Origin of the sequence: Heliomicrobium modesticaldum Ice1 (assembly GCF_000019165.1) — a bacterium.
Classification (GTDB): Bacteria; Bacillota; Desulfitobacteriia; order Heliobacteriales; family Heliobacteriaceae; genus Heliomicrobium; species Heliomicrobium modesticaldum.
In genome coordinates this window covers 2,675,882-2,690,402 of record NC_010337.2, presented here as the reverse complement: position 1 = coordinate 2,690,402, position 14,521 = coordinate 2,675,882, and the positions used below count along the sequence as shown (strand labels likewise).

Sequence of the window (14,521 nt, the reverse complement as noted above, 5' to 3'; positions counted from 1 at the left end):
CTTTTTGGGAACGAAAAGCCCTGTCGATATCTGGCGTTACGAAGTATAATGTAAGAGTGACTCGGAACACACGTTCCGGGGTGAACAGAGGAGGAACGGGGACGATGAACGAATATAGATCGAACTATCTGGGCCTAACCGTGTCCTCTCCGAAGACAGGCTTTTTCTGCCGGTGGTGGAACCGCCGCCTCCCGCTGCAGGCGCTCGCCTGGGAACTGCAGCCCGAGTATCCTGCGCCCATTGTGGCCGTTCGAGTCGACAATGTGCTGGAGGACTTAGAATACGTCCCGGAAAGAGACTGCCTGGTGGAAATGGTCGACATGTCGACGGAGACCGGCCTGCGCGTCTATGGGCAGAGCCTGGCCTTTGTCTTGATGCGGGTGGCCCGGGAACTGTTTCCCGGTAAGCAGCTGGAGATTCAGTTTTCTTTGAACAAAGGTTTTTATGGTGAACTCTTGGGCGACGAGCCCTTGACGCCGGAGATGGTCGATCGCCTGCGGGAACGGATGTGGGAAGTTGTCCGGGCCGCTGAGCCGATCAAGCGCAAGGTGGTCAGCCGTTTTGAGGCGTTGCACATCTTGGAGGCCTCCGGCCGCCAAGATCAGGCCGACGTCCTCCGCTTTCGCAGCCGTGAACCGGTGAATATCTATACCTGTGGCGATTATTTGGCCTACAGTGACGAGATCCTCGTTCCACATACGGGGATGATCACCACCTATCAACTGGTGCACTATTTTACCGGTTTTCTCCTGCGTCACCCTGACCAGTCCGATCCCTTCCGAATACCGCCCAATGTGGAACAGAAACAGCTGGCTTACATCTTCCGCGAGTCAGACAAGTGGACGAAGATCGTCAAGGTGGGCGATGTGCGCGACCTCAATCTCCACAACGAGGCAGGGAGGACGGGCGAGCTGATCCGGATCGCCGAGGCGCTCCATGAGAAGAAGATCGCCCAGATCGCCGACCGGATTGCAGAGGAACCGGAAAAGGCGCGGCTGATCCTGATCGCCGGCCCTTCTTCCTCGGGTAAGACCACTTTTGCCCAGCGCCTGAAGATCCAGCTGCGTGTCAACGGCCTCGATCCGGTGAACCTTTCCATGGACGATTATTTCCTGCCGCGGGAACAGACGCCCCGCGATGCCTCAGGCAACTACGACTTTGAGTCCATCGATGCTGTCGATTGTGCACTATTTAACGACCACTTGATGAAGTTGATCGCCGGCGAGGCTGTAGAACTTCCTCGTTATAACTTTCACACAGGCGATCGCGAGTACCATCAGGACATCGTACAGGCCGGCATCGATCGGCCCATCATCGTGGAAGGGATCCATGGGCTCAATGAAAAATTGACGGCGGCGGTGGCCCGCGATCACAAGTTTAAAATCTATGTGAGCGCCCTCATGGAGCTCAACCTGAATCCTATGAACTATATCAAGACGACCGATGCCCGCTGCATCCGCCGCATCGTCCGGGATCATCGGTTTCGTTCCCATGATGCGCCGCGGACATTGACCATGTGGCCCTCTGTCCGCCGCGGCGAGGAACGGTGGATCTTTCCCTTTCAAGAGGAGGCGGACGTCATGTTCAACTCCGCCCTCGTCTATGAACTGGCGGTATTGGCCCGCTACGCTGTCCCTCTCCTGGAGGCCATCCCCAGCGACTCGAAGGTCTATGGCGAAGCGCAACGCCTCTTGACGCTGCTCGACTATTTTCGCCCCATGGAGGACCTGGAGGTTCCTCCTAACTCTATCCTGCGTGAATTCATCGGCGGCAGTTGTTTTTTCTAAGGGAGGGCTGATTTTGTTCTTTACATCTCGTCAGTGGCCTTTTCTGTTTGCTTGCCCGTCACTTGCGGCTGTCTCCCTGCTGGGGGGCTGGTTGACTGCCCTTTTTTTCCTCGGACAACCCTTGCCGGCCCATGCGGCTTCTCCGTCTTTGGAAAGGGTCAACTTAGTCATCAATGGCAAGTCTGTCATCTCCGATCCACCACCGTTGATCGTGAAGGACCGGGTGCTTGTTCCCCTTCGCGTCGTGTCAGAACAAATGGGACTGAAGGTAGCTTGGAACAGCCAAAAATATGAAGCTACGTTGGTTGGGGAAGGGCTGACGATTCTCCTCCGTCCCGGTCAACGGGAGGCCAATGTGAACGGCAAGGCCGTTTCCTTGGATGCTCCTGCCCAACTCCGAAAGGACCGGCTCTTCGTCCCTTTTCGTTTCGTCGGTGCTTCCATGGGCGGGAAAATCGATTGGGACAGCGCCAGCCGCACGGCCTATGTGACAACTGCATCAAAGACGTCGTCGCCGTCATCTCCGGCGGATCCGGTAGGGCAGGCGCCGGGAATGCCGGCGACACCCGATCCATCAAACCTATTGACTCCGCCAAGCCCACTGGGAACGACGACGCCCTCTGGCGCGGCGAAGCCTTCTGAAACGGTGGGGTCCTCGGGAACGGTGCCCTCCCTTTCCGGCCAACTGACGGACATCGACTGGCAGATCGAGAACAACAGGGACGTCATCATCCTGGCCAAGACCGACAGAACCCAGTTTCAACTGTCGGTCCTGGGTGAACCGGACAGGCTGGTTGTTGATTTGCCGGGCGCTAAACTGGCAGAAGGCCTGCCAAAGAACAGGGTGATCAACTTGGGGCCGGTAAAACAGGTGCGGCTTGGTCAGTTCCGGGAGGATACGGCCCGGGTCGTCATCGACCTGAATGGACCGGCGAAGCCGCAGATTCAGAGCGAACCTGGCGGCCTGCGCATCCGCATCCCAGGAACAACGGTGCTGCGGCGCACCGGAATACCGTTGATCCTGCTAGACCCCGGCCACGGCGGCAGCGATCCCGGTGCCTTGGGCCCGACAGGCAAACAGGAGAAGGATTTCACCTTGCCCATGGCCCTGAAGGTCCGTGATCTCCTGGTCAAAGAGGGTGTGGATGTGTTGCTGACCCGCTCCGTCGACATGGATGTGTCGCTGGCCGACCGGGGAACGATCAACAACCGAATCCGTCCTGACCTGTTTTTTAGCATCCATGCTAACGCAGCCGCCCGATCGGAGGCGGGTGGAACGGAGACATGGATATGCGCTGAAAATGGACGTTCTCTTGCTGAGGCGATTCAGCGCAAAGTGCAACCGGCGACGGGGAGAGAAGATCGGGGGGTCAAGCAGGCGAACTTTTATGTCCTGCGAACATCCGAGGTTCCCGCTGCATTGCTGGAGACTGCCTTCATCTCCAATGCCGAAGAGGAAAAATTGTTGTTCAGTGCGGATTTTCAAGATCGCGTTGCCCGGGCGGTTGTCGCTGCCTTGATGGAATACCTCAAAAAGCCGATGCGCTCATAAACCCATCGTCAAAAGCCGATGCGCTCATAAACCTATCGTTCCAGATCTCTTCGACGCTGCCCCGCGCTGCCGCGACCTTCCCTCGACGCTGTTCGACCTTGCTTGGATGTTTCCACGCCGTCCGATCAAAACCTACCGCTACCCTTTCCGCATTTCGAGTCGAAATAGGACGAACGAAAATCAAGGCAGTTGGAAGGATTTTCAAATTATCTTCGCGTATTTGTTTATCGTTCTAAAGGGACTGACTTCTAAAGGGATAGACGCAATCGGATCTGACGGTTTGAGAAGTAATGGATGATTCCGTTGGAAAGCGAGGAAAGGGGGAACGCGGTTGATGTCCATACTTGTCCTGCTGGCGTTGTTCATCGGGGTTGTCATTTGGCTGGAGCTGGGTCAAAAGAAGACCTACCGGAAAACACAGCGGCTAGACCCACAGGCGGTCCGTCGGTTGATTGGACAGGGCCAATCGAGGGAGCGATTCCCACCGTTGCAGGAGTACGGGACACGCTATCCGGCTGAATAGCAGGTTGCTTTTGATGGGCCATTGAAAAGAAAAACCCGCTCTTTTCCTTTTTCAAGGAAGAGAGCGGGTTTTTTGACCTTTATCGTTTGCTTTAACTTATTCCTCCGACGTGTTTGTTCTTTCAACTGGGGCAGCGATCTTGCTATGGGAGAAGCCATAGAGGAAATACACAACGACGCCTACACCCATCCAGATCAAAAACAGCTTCCAGGTGATCCAGGGGAGGGAGCCCATTAAAAAGGCGCAAAACAGCACGGCAAACAAGGGTGTAAAAGGTACACCGGGACAACGAAAGGGGCGTTTCAGTTCGGGACGCTGGTAGCGCAGCAGGATGACCCCGATGGAGACAAAGACGAAGGCGGACAAGGTACCCAGGTTGACCATCTCCGCCACGATCCCGATGGGAACGAAACCAGCCACGAAAGCGATGATCAACCCTGTCATCCATGTGGAGATAAAGGGCGTCGCGAAGCGGGGATGTACCTTCGAGAAGAGGGAAGGCAGGAGGCCGTCGCGGCTCATGGCGAAAAAGACGCGTGTTTGACCGTATATCATCACCAGGAGCACTGTCGTGATGCCAGCGATGGCGCCGACGGAGACAAAACCGGCCACCCAGTTTTGACCCGCCACTTGCATGGCCAAAGCCACTGGCGCAGAAACACCTCTGAACTGGGAATAGGGAACTATGCCGGTCAGGATAGCGGATACGACGATGTAAAGGATGGTACAGATGGCCAGTGAAGAGATAATGCCGATGGGCAGATCCCGCTGCGGGTTCTTCACCTCTTCGGCAGCGGTGGAGACGGCGTCAAAGCCGATGTAGGCGAAAAAGACGATGGCTGCACCTGACCAGATGCCGGAGACACCGTAGGGCATGAAGGGAATCCAATTGGCCGGTTTGACGTACCAGATGCCGACACCGATGAAGAGGAGAACGACAGTCATTTTGACAAAGACCATGAAGTTGTTCACCCGAGCGCTTTCCCGTATGCCGATCGATAGCAGCGCGGTGACGATCAGGACGATGATGACGGCGGGAAGGTTGACAATCCCGCCGCCAGCCGGCGGATTGACCAGCGTCGCCGGCAGGTGAAAGCCTAGGCCTTCGACAAGTTTGACGAAATAGGCAGACCATCCGATGGAGACGGCAGAAGAGGCCAGGCCATATTCGAGGATAAGCGCCCAACCGATCAGCCAGGCCATGAATTCGCCCAAGGTAGCGTAGGAATAGGTGTAGGCGCTGCCCGACACAGGGCATAGGGCGGCAAACTCCGCATAAGCCAGGGCGGCGAAGCCGCAGGCCAGTCCGGCGAGGACGAAGGAGAGGACCAGCGCCGGACCGGCATGTTCGGCAGCGGCGATGCCCGTCAGCACGAAGATGCCTGTTCCGATGATGGCGCCGATGCCGAGCAGGGTCAGATCAAAGGCACCCAATGTTTTTTTCAGGTCTGACTTCGTTTGACCGAACTCGATCAACTGGTCCAGGGATTTTTTCCGCCAGAGGTTCATGAAGAGAGGCTCCTTTCATCGCATGAGGTTCAGAAAGAGAAGTTTTTTCCGAAGGCTCGAGACAAGTTTTCCCTACCTTGATATTCGCTATCACTGGGGAAGTGTAGACAAGCACATATTATAAACAATCGTTCTATTTCGCACAAGTGTCCTTCGCGGGCGGACAAAGAAAAAAGGCGATCAGCACGTTCCCGCAATCGCCTGGACGTTGGACGGTTTATTTTTCATTGCTGCGCCGGTGGATGCACTGTTCAAAAGCACGCTTCATTGCTCGTGTATGTACGGGGTTGATAGAAATGCGGTCCGCCGGTTGGGTGTAGCACCAGGGGGCCATGGGACATTCGGAGCACTTGCCGGTGAGGTTCGGTCTAGGCAAGGGGATGATCCGGGCCATACACACCACCTCCTGTCAAGGAGTATGCCCGCCGCCTCGCTAGGCGATGCGTGAATGACTGAAAAAAGAAAGGTTGTCCTATTTTTTCCAGATTGACGCATAGAGTGTATCAGGTGTGGGGATAGGGGGGACAAGTGTGAAAAAGTCAATGATTCCCGACGGCGGTGAATGGATCATGAACCGCCGGCGTCGACGTCCGGCAGCGGCAGGGGAGGTTGTCGGTGAGGCGGAAAAAGAGGTCGGCTCTGAATCGCCTATGGTCGGAAGGGTCGGCGCGGCTGACGGAGGCGGTCGCCTCGGCGGGGGAAACCGCTGGCTCGGCCGTTTTGGTAGGCAGTCATCGCGGCGCTGGTTTCCCAGTGATCTCACAGCTCGCTGGGGAGAACCGCCGCCGGGGAGGAGAGAGGGGTCTTCGCTTCGCCGCTGGCTCTGGCAAACGGCTATCTCATTGGCCCTCTTTGCGGCGATCTGGCAAGTCTTTCAACTCGACCAGCCCTGGGCCCGCTGGCTGCAAGGGGAGATCCGGCGCTTTGCCACGGAGAACGCGGAGTACGAAGCGCTTCACGAGGCTGTCTTGCGTCTCGGCCTTTGGACGGACGCGGCTGCCGTGACCCCCGTCTTCGCCCCTGCCGGCGGAACGGCCCGGGTGGGCCTGCCCGTTGAAACGCCTGTGAAAGGCATCCTTGTCCAGCCTTACGGGCAGCGCGGCGGCCAGTTTTATCCTGGCGTTCGCATCGCCGCGCCGGTGGGATCGCCGGTGATCGCCGGCGTGACCGGCAAGGTAGCCCTGGAATGGCTAGAAAACGGTGGCTACTTTGTTCGAATTGCAGCCGATGATGGAACCGTCCGTATCATAGGCCCGCTGGAGAAGCTGGAGGTGAAAGCCGGCCAGCCGGTAGAGTCCAATACGGTGTTGGGTCGCCTGGCCCGCAGCGAAGCGGACGGTCAGGCGCAGCTCTATCTCGAGGTCCGTCGGGAGGGTTGCAGCGTCGATCCCATGGTGAGTGCGAAGGGGGGACAGCCCCAGTGAGGATCGTCCGCCTGGCCGGGGTGGACGTGCGGATCAACGAATGGCTTATTGTGCTGGCGGCGCTTTACGTCTGGGCCGGTGTGGCCGTGGAGGTGGCACTGGCTTTTGCCTGCGTGGCCTGGCATGAGTTGGGCCACGTGCTCGTCGCCCGGCGCAAAGGTTTCGATGTGCAGGAAGTCGAGTTTTTTCCTTTCGGCGGTGTCGCACGACTTGAACCGGGTCTGGAGCAGAGTCCCGGCGATGAGATCCCCGTCGTCCTGGCCGGCCCCATATTCTCCTTTCTTCTCTTGCTGCTCCTCGAAGGGGGGATGCGGCTGGGTGTCGACTGGGGAGACTATCTCGACTTTTTGCGAAATGTCAATTTCTCTATCGGTCTGTTCAACCTGCTGCCGATCCTCCCCCTCGACGGCGGACGCCTCTGTCGCGCCTGGCTGGCCGGGCGGTGGGGTGTCATGGGCGCCTCCTTGCGCACCGCCAGTTGGGGGGAGGCACTGGCGCTGATCTTCGGACTGCTGGCCATCGTTGGACTCTACGGCGGGCGTAACGGACTCGACCTGCCGCTGATCGCCGGCTTTCTCTTTCTCGGTGCCCATAAGGAAAGGAGCAACGGCCCCATGTTTTTTTGGAACCTGTTCCGGATGAAGCGGCGTAAGCTGGCGGTCCGGGTGGCTTGGAACGGCGAGGTGGTCGTGGCCCGGCGTGATGTGCGCATCTCCAGCCTGCTCCCTCGCATTGTGCCGGATCGCTGTCTGCTCGTCACCGTCGTTGACGAAAATGGCGCAATCATCGGACAGATCAGTGAGAATGAGCTGCTCCAACAGATGCTGCAGGGAAAAGAAGACCCTGCTGTAGGGGAACTGATTCGCAGGGGCGGATGAAGCCAGGCGCTTTTCGCTGTTTTGGAGCTTTCAGCTTAATAGAACAGTGTCGCAGCAAGGCAAAAAAGCGTCTGCTGGGGTTGTCTTTCTGGGATAAAGGGGATAATCTTATCGTGAGTTCCCTTGTACATCGGTTATCATTGAATGAATCAGCGCGTGAGGCGGGGATACCAGTTTGAGTCCTATATGTGATATCAGCCAAATCTTAGAAGATGAACTGCTGCGCAAGGTGACGAAACCGACCCGGTACACGGGTGGCGAGCATAACCAGGTGAAAAAGGACTGGTCTGGCGTCGATGTGGCCATGGCCTTCGCCTTTCCCGACGTCTACGAGGTCGGCATGTCCCACCTGGGTCTGCGCATCCTCTACCACCTGATCAACGAACAGCCGCGCATGGTTATGGAACGTGTTTTCGCCCCCTGGCCGGATATGGAGAAGGCCATGCGCTCGCGCGGGGTGCCCCTTTTTTCCCTGGAGAGCCGGCGCCCGCTGACCGACTTTGATGTGGTCGGCTTTACCCTACAGTATGAGATGTCCTACAGCAACATCCTCAACATGCTCGACCTGGCTGGCATTTCCCTTTTCGCCGAGGAGCGGCTGTACGGCGACCCCCTGATCATGGCCGGCGGCCCCTGCGCCGTCAACCCGGAGCCCCTGGCGCCTTTTATGGATCTCATCCTTCTCGGTGAGGGAGAAGAATTGTTGCCGCGCGTCTTGCAGGCTATCGCTGACTTCAAAAGAGATGCAGGCCTTGGGGCGATAGCCGGGGGCGCAGCAGCGGCAGGAGACGACCTGGCGGAAAGGAGGGATCGCTCCCGCAGGGAGGCGCTGTTGCTTCATTTGGCGACTATCCCTGGTGTCTATGTGCCTGCCCTCTACCGGTCTGAGTATGCTGCCGATGGGTGTTTTCTCGGCACGACGCCTATCCGGGAGGGTGTTCCGGCAAAAGTGAAGAAACAGATCGTGGCCGATCTGGACAAAGCTTATTTTCCCACTACATCGCTGGTGCCTTTCATGGATGTGGTCCATGACCGGGTCATGCTCGAAGTTTTGCGCGGCTGTTCCCGGGCCTGCCGCTTTTGCCAGGCCGGGAGCATCTACCGGCCCGTGCGGGAACGGTCGCCGGAGACGTTGAAGCGGCAGGCGGAGGCGTTGGTCAAGGCGACGGGGTACGATGAGATCGCCCTCACCTCCTTGAGCACGGCCGATTACACCTGTGTGGAGCCGCTGATCAAGGAACTGATCGCCACCCATGCGGAGCAGAAGGTCGGCCTGTCCCTGCCGTCGCTGCGGGTGGACGCTTTCTCGGTCGATCTGGCTAAAGAGGTCCAGAAGGTGCGCAAGACCGGTCTCACCTTTGCGCCGGAGGCTGGGACCCAGCGCCTGCGCGACGTGATCAACAAAGGCGTGACCGAATCCGACCTGATGGAGACTGTCGAAAGCGCCTTTTCTAACGGTTGGACCAGTCTCAAGCTCTATTTCATGATCGGACTGCCTACGGAAACCGAGGAGGACCTGGAAGGGATCGCCCGATTGGCCGAACAGGTCGTCTACAAGGGCACGGCGATCCTGCGGGAGAAGGGGATGAATAAGAGCGTCCGTGTCACCGTCAGCACTTCTTCCTTTGTGCCCAAAGCCCAGACGCCTTTTCAATGGGAGCCCCAGGCGCCCATGGCCGACCTGGAAGAGAAGCAGGCCTTTTTGAAAAAGCGGCTCCGCGATCGCCGGATCAGCTACAGCTGGCATGACGCTCGGATCAGCTTTCTCGAAGCCGTCTTCGCCAAGGGCGACCGTCGGCTCGCCCAGGTGTTGCATCGGGCCTGGCAAAAGGGCTGTGTCTTTGACGGATGGTCCGAATTCTTCCGCTATGAAACCTGGCTGGAGGCCTTCCAGGAATGCGGCGTCGACCCGGCTGATTACGCCTACCGGGCGATCGGTTATGACGACCCCTTGCCCTGGGACCACCTCGACTTCGGCGTCGATCGCCGGTATCTCATTCGGGAACATAAAAAGGCCTTGGCCGCAGCGCTGACCCGGGACTGCCGGGCTGATCAGTGCGCAGGATGCGGCGTTTGTCCGACTTTAGGGGTAAGTATCGATTTGCGGGGTGGAGACCATGTTCCGAGTCCGGATCGCCTTTAGCAAACAGGATCCGGTCCGCTGGCTTTCTCATCTGGACACCCAGAAAGCCTTTGAGCGGGCGATGCGCCGAGCTGCCATCCCCCTGGCCTTCTCGGAAGGCTTTAATCCCCACCCCAAGATCGCCTTTGCGTCGGCGCTGGCCGTCGGGATCGTCTCTTTCGGTGAGTATGTAGATGTTGACCTGGCTGCCGCCGTCGATCCGGCAGAGGTGCGGGAACGGTTGCAAAAGGCGATGCCGGAGGGGTTCGGCATCCATGGCGTCAAGGCGGTGCCGCCAGGAACGCAGGCGCTCATGGCCGTCGTCAACCGGGCCCAGTACCGCCTGCGCGTCCCCCTGCAAGAGCCGCTCGACGAGGCCGTCATCGCAGCGGCCCTGTCGCGCAGCCTTGCCGAAGCATCCTGGCTTGTCGAGCGGGAAGGAAAGAAAGGGGTATCGACAAGGGACATCCGCCCCGGACTGTTTCAACTGACCGGATCTCGCACCGACGACGCGCTGATCCTGGAGATGCTTGTCCAGACAGGCAGCGAGGGCAATGTGCGCCCTGAGGAGGTCCTCGAAGCGGTGTGTCGCTATGGCGATTTGTCCGTCGACCGGGAGCGGGTGCGCATCCTGCGGCTCGGTTTGTTTGTCGCCCAAGGAGAGCGGTTGCTGACGCCTATGGATGTCCTATGAACAAGACCGTCCTTGTACAAGTCGATAAGGAATGGACGAAGGTGGCCGTCCTAGAGGAGGATCGCCTCGTCGAGGTCCACTGGGAGCAGAACGATCGGGGCGCCATGGTGGGCAACATCTACAGGGGCCGTGTGGAGAACGTCTTGCCGGGGATGCAGGCGGCTTTTGTCGATATCGGTTGGGAACGGAACGCCTTCCTCGTCCTTGCCGACGCTTTGCCGGCTCATTTGAAGGACCTGCGGGCCAGCTTATCTATCGGCGATATCCTCAAACCGGGCCAGGAAGTGACGGTGCAGGTGCTCAAGGAGGGGATCGGCGGCAAAGGTCCCCGGGTAACCTGCCACCTGACCCTCCCCGGACGCTGGGTTGTCCTCTTGCCTGACGGCGACCAGGGTGGGGTTTCCCGGCGGATCGAGGACCCGGCCGAACGGGAACGGTTGCGCAAACTGGCCGACCGATTGCGCCAGCCCGGGATGGGCCTCATCGTCCGCACGACAGCCGCCGGCGCTTCCGAGGAGGAACTGGCGGCTGACGTGGCTCGACTGGGGCAGCGTTGGGCGCGGATTCAGGAAAAGGCGAGCCGCCGACCGGCGCCCTGCTTGATTGAGAGCAGCGGTGACCTGGTCGAGCGCCTCCTGCGCGATCGCATCGATGACGGCGTCGAACAGATCCGTGTAAATGACAGGGATGTGTACAGTCGCATGTGGGAGTGGGCCGGGGAGAACCTGCCGGCCCTGCGCCCCCGATTGCGTCTGGAAGAGGGGCGCGACTTCTGGGCTGAGCAGAACCTGCACAGTGAGATCGAAAAAGCCTTGCGGCCTAAGGTCTGGCTCAAGTCAGGCGGTTACCTGGTCATCGAAGAGACGGAGGCGCTCACCGTCATCGATGTGAACACGGGTCGATTCACCGGGACGGTCAATCTGGAGGAGACAATCCGCCAGACCAACATCGAAGCGGCTCAGGAAGTGTCGCGCCAGCTCCGCCTGCGTGAGATCGGCGGGATCATCGTCATCGACTTCATCGACATGCGCGACGATCGGCACCGGGCAGAGGTCCTGGAGACGCTGGAAGCCCACCTGGCGCGGGACAAGGCGCGGACAAGCGTGCTCGGCTTGACGGCGCTTGGGCTTGTGGAGATGACCCGCAAGAAGGTGCGGCAGAGCCTAGGAGCGCTGCTGACGGTGCCTTGTGAGTGTTGTGAGGGGCGGGGGCGGGTTGTGAAGGGGGAGGCGCCTCGCGATATAACCCCTTGACAAAGGTCTCCCTACTCGATAAAATACTGATTTGTAGGTATCTATCCCCTGTTCTCAACCGCTCAGGACGGGCTTGGGAAAGTCGGCTTCGGTCGCGCCTTGATACCTGGCGAGTCTAGTATGGGAGGTGTAGCATTTATGTTCGCGATTATCGAAACCGGTGGCAAGCAGTACAAGGTTCAACAAGGCGATGTGCTCAAGGTGGAGAAACTTGAAGCCAATCCTGGCGATGTGGTCGAAATCGACCGCGTCTTCGCTGTCAGCAAGGATGGAGAACTGAAGGTCGGCGCCCCGACTGTCGAAGGCGCCAAAGTCCTGCTGAAAGTGGAAGACCACGGCAAAGGCAAGAAGATCATCATCTTCAAGTACAAGCCCAAGAAGAACTACCGCCGCAAACAAGGTCATCGTCAGGCCTTCACCCAGGTTCGCGTCGAAGCCATCCAAGCCTAAGGCTGGGCGGCGCGCATGGTCAAGGTGACGGTCTATGTCGATGAAAGGCAACGGATTCTGGGATTTCAAGCCCTAGGTCATGCCGGGGCGGCACCTCGCGGACAGGATGTGGTATGCGCCGGCGTGTCGGCGCTGACCCTCTCGGCTGTCAACGGTTTGGAGCACTTTCTCGGCGCCGAGGCGACCGAGGTGAGCGCCCCCAAGCCGGGAAACTTGAGCTGTCTTTTGCGGGACCCGCTGGCGCCGGAAGCGGCGCAGACGGCCCAGATCATCCTGGAAACAATGGTCCTCGGTCTGCAACAAATCGCGGAAGTTTATCCGCCTTTCCTTCACGTCGAGAAGAGGAGGTGTGTCCCATGCTAGTCATGAATCTGCAGTACTTCGCCCACAAAAAAGGTGTCGGCAGCTCCCGAAACGGCCGCGACTCCGAAGCCAAACGCCTGGGCGTCAAGCGCAGCGATGGTCAAGCCGTTTTGTCCGGCAACATCCTGGTCCGCCAGCGCGGCACCAAAATTCACCCTGGCAACAACGTGGGTCTGGGCAGTGACGACACCCTGTTTGCCCTGATCGACGGCGTCGTTAAATTCGAACGCAAAGGTCGGGACAAAAAACAGGTCAGCGTCTACGCTGTCTAAGAAATCGAGTAGGAGGGGGTGATTAACCCCCGTCCTCTCACACCACCGTACGTACCGTTCGGTATACGGCGGTTCATGCTGGTTGACGATGAGATTGGTATGTTTCGACTAAACTGACTAAGCCCTGTTTCCGCCAGTAGGCGAGGCCAAGGGCTTTATTCATTTGCGGGGTCAAGGACAGACGCCAATATCCTTTTCGTGAGCCGCTGATGTTGCATGCCCATTCCTCCGGGATCCCCAACGCCACTAAGTTTCGTCTTCGTGTCTTCGGGCGCTTCCATTGCTTGAGCAGGCACATCCGCAGTCGTCGGCGAAGCCACTCATCCAACTCTTTAAGTACGCTTGGCGTGTCAATGAGTCGAAAGTAGCCCATCCAGCCTTTCAGGTATTGGTTGAGGGTGACCAGTCGGTCCTCCATCGCAATGCTTCGGTTCCGCCCAGTGAACTGGCGAATCTTCTCTTTCACCCGTTTCACCGTTTGGGGGGCGAGCCGAATCTTTGCTGCCTTATGCCACGTAAATGAAAACCCCAGAAACTTTCGGTTCCAGGGTCGGTCGACTGCGCTTTTCTCCCAGTTGACCTGCAGTTTTAACCGCCCCTCCAGAAACTTTGCCATACCCTCCATCACTCGTTGCCCTGCCCGTCGACTGCGGACGTAGACGTTACAGTCGTCGGCGTACCGGCAGAAGCGATGTCCCCGGCTTTCCAGTGCCTTATCCAAATCATCCAGGATGATGTTCGCCAGCAAAGGGCTGAGTGGACCTCCCTGGGGTGTTCCTTCCTCGCTCTTCACACGAATCCCGTTGAGCATGACCCCGGCCTTGAGGTATTCTCGGATCAACTTCAAGATTCGTTTGTCCTTCACCTTGCGCGCTACGCGCGCCATGAGAATGTCGTGATTGACGCGATCAAAGAACTGGGCCAGGTCCATGTCAACCACCCATCGGTAGCCGTCGGCGATGTATTCCTTCGCTTTCTTCACCGCTTGGTGCGCACTCTTTCCCGGACGAAATCCGTAGCTGTTCGTGGAAAAGTCAGGGTCGAAGATCGGCATCAGGATCTGGTTCAGGGCCTGTTGGATCAGTCGATCGACGACAGTGGGAATGCCCAGCTTCCGTGTTCCGCCTTGGGGTTTGGGAATTTCAACCCGCCGGACCGGTTGCGGTCGATAGGTCCCCTCCAACAATTCCTGTTTAATGCGCGACCATTCCTCTTTTAGGTACGGGCGCAGGGATTCTAGCCCCATACCGTCGATTCCGGCCGCGCCTTTGTTGGCCATGACTCGCTTATACGCTTCCGTCATGTTCCCTCGTTCGACGACTTTCTCCATCAGGTCATACGTCTCTTCGCGGGGTTGCTTCGCTTCTTGTGCCGGTAACGCGCTCGGCACTCCACCGGTCCCCTGCGGATTCACCGCTTCCTCCCGTTGGCAGTTCCCTTTCGGGATATTCGGCTGTCTCTGCGCGTCACGCGAACGCATCGTCGCTTCCCCTTCCATCATGTTCGGTCCTTCATCTGGCCGGACGTCGGGCCAGCCTACTATGACCTCTGCTGACTCCTGCCGGTTCAGCCACGCCTTTCGGCGTGGTTTCCCAAGTTACTTGGTCCCCCGGCAGGCCTCCCCGGGTAAGAACGTTGCCTTTCCCTCCATCTACCCGCCCCATTTACTCTCGGCAGCCTTCGGTGACAAGGAC

The 14,521-nt window shown here is 58.5% G+C and carries 14 protein-coding genes; 11 read left to right on the top strand and 3 right to left on the bottom strand.

Annotated features, from left to right (window positions below):
* Nucleotides 1–104 precede the first annotated feature (104 nt).
* The 3 genes from HM1_RS12370 (at nt 105) to HM1_RS12360 (ending at nt 3,862) form a co-directional block, all read left to right on the top strand.
* A complete protein-coding gene (locus HM1_RS12370; RefSeq protein ID WP_012283734.1) occupies nt 105–1,787 on the top strand; it encodes a nucleoside kinase in 1,683 nt (560 codons plus the stop codon).
* 13 nt (nt 1,788–1,800) lie between these two features.
* Nucleotides 1,801–3,339, top strand: a complete 1,539-nt coding sequence (locus HM1_RS12365; protein ID WP_041313916.1) for an N-acetylmuramoyl-L-alanine amidase family protein — start codon at nt 1,801–1,803, stop codon at nt 3,337–3,339.
* 334 nt (nt 3,340–3,673) lie between these two features.
* The gene (locus HM1_RS12360; protein WP_012283732.1) at nt 3,674–3,862 is read left to right on the top strand and encodes a hypothetical protein; all 189 of its coding nucleotides are present in this window, start codon (nt 3,674–3,676) and stop codon (nt 3,860–3,862) included.
* Nucleotides 3,863–3,958: 96 nt separating this feature from the next.
* Here HM1_RS12360 and HM1_RS12355 read toward each other — a convergent pair whose 3' ends face one another.
* Nucleotides 3,959–5,371 carry an amino acid permease gene (locus HM1_RS12355; RefSeq protein WP_012283731.1) on the bottom strand — a complete coding sequence of 471 codons (1,413 nt, stop codon included), beginning with the start codon at nt 5,369–5,371 and terminating at the stop codon, nt 3,959–3,961.
* Nucleotides 5,372–5,588: 217 nt separating this feature from the next.
* Entirely contained in the window at nt 5,589–5,765 is a 177-nt protein-coding gene (locus HM1_RS15835; protein WP_012283730.1) for a hypothetical protein, read from the bottom strand.
* 136 nt (nt 5,766–5,901) lie between these two features.
* Between HM1_RS15835 and HM1_RS12350 the strand changes: the two genes are divergently transcribed.
* The 8 genes from HM1_RS12350 (at nt 5,902) to rpmA (ending at nt 12,827) form a co-directional block, all read left to right on the top strand.
* Nucleotides 5,902–6,795: a murein hydrolase activator EnvC family protein gene (locus HM1_RS12350; RefSeq protein WP_012283729.1), complete on the top strand. Its 894-nt coding sequence runs from the start codon at nt 5,902–5,904 to the stop codon at nt 6,793–6,795.
* Nucleotides 6,792–7,673 (top strand): site-2 protease family protein, encoded by an 882-nt coding sequence (locus tag HM1_RS12345; protein ID WP_012283728.1) that lies wholly within the window; start codon nt 6,792–6,794, stop codon nt 7,671–7,673. The genes HM1_RS12350 and HM1_RS12345 overlap by 4 nt, the downstream gene beginning before the upstream one ends.
* Before the next feature lie 175 nt (nt 7,674–7,848).
* Nucleotides 7,849–9,816 carry a TIGR03960 family B12-binding radical SAM protein gene (locus HM1_RS12340; protein WP_012283727.1) on the top strand — a complete coding sequence of 656 codons (1,968 nt, stop codon included), beginning with the start codon at nt 7,849–7,851 and terminating at the stop codon, nt 9,814–9,816.
* Nucleotides 9,791–10,489 (top strand): TIGR03936 family radical SAM-associated protein, encoded by a 699-nt coding sequence (locus HM1_RS12335; RefSeq protein WP_012283726.1) that lies wholly within the window; start codon nt 9,791–9,793, stop codon nt 10,487–10,489. Before HM1_RS12340 ends, HM1_RS12335 begins: the two co-directional genes overlap by 26 nt.
* Nucleotides 10,486–11,742, top strand: coding sequence for an Rne/Rng family ribonuclease (locus HM1_RS12330; protein ID WP_012283725.1), 1,257 nt, complete (start codon nt 10,486–10,488; stop codon nt 11,740–11,742). Before HM1_RS12335 ends, HM1_RS12330 begins: the two co-directional genes overlap by 4 nt.
* A gap of 138 nt (nt 11,743–11,880) precedes the next feature.
* A complete protein-coding gene (gene rplU / locus HM1_RS12325; RefSeq protein WP_012283724.1) occupies nt 11,881–12,192 on the top strand; it encodes a 50S ribosomal protein L21 in 312 nt (103 codons plus the stop codon).
* A 15-nt stretch (nt 12,193–12,207) separates the two neighbouring features.
* On the top strand, nt 12,208–12,555 hold the full coding sequence (locus HM1_RS12320) for a ribosomal-processing cysteine protease Prp (protein WP_012283723.1): 348 nt from the start codon (nt 12,208–12,210) through the stop codon (nt 12,553–12,555).
* On the top strand, nt 12,549–12,827 hold the full coding sequence (gene rpmA, locus HM1_RS12315) for a 50S ribosomal protein L27 (RefSeq protein ID WP_012283722.1): 279 nt from the start codon (nt 12,549–12,551) through the stop codon (nt 12,825–12,827). Before HM1_RS12320 ends, rpmA begins: the two co-directional genes overlap by 7 nt.
* A 73-nt stretch (nt 12,828–12,900) precedes the next feature.
* Here the strand turns inward: rpmA and ltrA are convergent, their stop codons facing one another.
* Entirely contained in the window at nt 12,901–14,328 is a 1,428-nt protein-coding gene (gene ltrA, locus HM1_RS12310) for a group II intron reverse transcriptase/maturase (RefSeq protein ID WP_012283721.1), read from the bottom strand.
* Nucleotides 14,329–14,521: the final 193 nt, after the last annotated feature.